Genomic DNA, 1,212 nt, shown 5'->3' with positions numbered 1-1,212 from the left:
CTCACTGGTGGACGATCAGTGTCGACAGGGCGTATGTCTTGTCTGCACCCCGGGCTCGTCGGGTCACTGCCGGGCTGACCGAGTCACCCATTGAGGGATGACCTGTCTGAGAGTCGCAGGGCCTGGCGGCCCGGGACGTGCAGATCGGCCATAGGGCTATGCGCCACAGCGGTTGTGCGACCGCTCGGAGCGCCTCAGTGAGCGACCGACCGTCACGTCCCGGACCGGAGTGCTGAATCCGTGGGCAAACGGAAGGAGCACTAATCATGGAGGCTACGCCCACATACGCCGGGATCGACTGGTCCTGGCAGTATCACGCATTATGCATCGTTAATGGCGATGGTAAACGCGTCAAGGAAATCACCGTGACGCACAGCAGAGCGGGTCTGACCAAGATCACCTCGCTGTTGCGCAGCCATCAAGTCGAACGGGTCGGGATCGAACGCGGCGACGGCCCCGTCGTCGAGCACCTGATCCGCGACGGATTCGAGGTCGTCGTGATCTCGGCGCGGCAAGTGAAATCGCTGCGGGCCCGATACGGATCGGCGGGCAACAAGGACGACCGGTTCGATGCCTTCGTCTTGGCTGATGCGCTGCGCACCGATCCGCACCGCTGGGCGGTCGTGCGCCCTGACAGTGATGCGACAAGGGCGCTTCGTGCCATGGTTCGTGCACGTCAGGACCTCGTCGGGCACCGCATCGCAGTGCACAATCAGCTGTTGGCAACGCTGCAGCACCATTTCCCCGGTGCCATCGGTCTGTTCCATCAGCTCGACATCCCGATCAGTCTGGCCTTCTTGCGGCGGTTCCCATCTGAAGCCAAAGCGGCGTGGTTGTCGCCGACGCGGCTTACCCACTGGCTCGATGCCAACGGCTACAGCGGTCGCGCCACGCCGGCCGATCTCATTACCCACCTGCACGAAGCGGCCACCGGCCACATCAGTGGCGCCGTTTCCGATGCTGGAGAACTGATCGTGTTGAGCCTGGTCGATCTACTCACCAGCCTTCGCCAACGGCAATCGGCGCTGGAGGCCCGGATCAAAGAAGCGCTCCTGGCGCATCCAGATGGCCCTATCGTGCAATCGTTTCCACGATCCGGAGTGGTGCGCGCCGCGAGCCTGCTGGCTGAGATCGGAGACTGCCGCGCCCGCTTCCCTGACGCTCAATCCTTAGCTGCTGCAGCAGGAGTCGCGCCGTCGACACGTCAATCTG

1 protein-coding gene is annotated in these 1,212 nt (G+C 63.4%); it reads left to right on the top strand.

The window, feature by feature from the left end:
* Positions 1 to 266: 266 nt before the first annotated feature.
* The coding region (locus J3476_RS26420; protein WP_207069248.1) for an IS110 family transposase at positions 267 to 1,212 on the top strand (946 nt) is incomplete at its 3' end.

The organism is Mycobacterium sp. PO1, assembly GCF_017312405.1.
Taxonomy (GTDB): domain Bacteria; phylum Actinomycetota; class Actinomycetes; order Mycobacteriales; family Mycobacteriaceae; genus Mycobacterium.
This window is presented reverse-complemented; position numbering and strand designations above follow the sequence as displayed.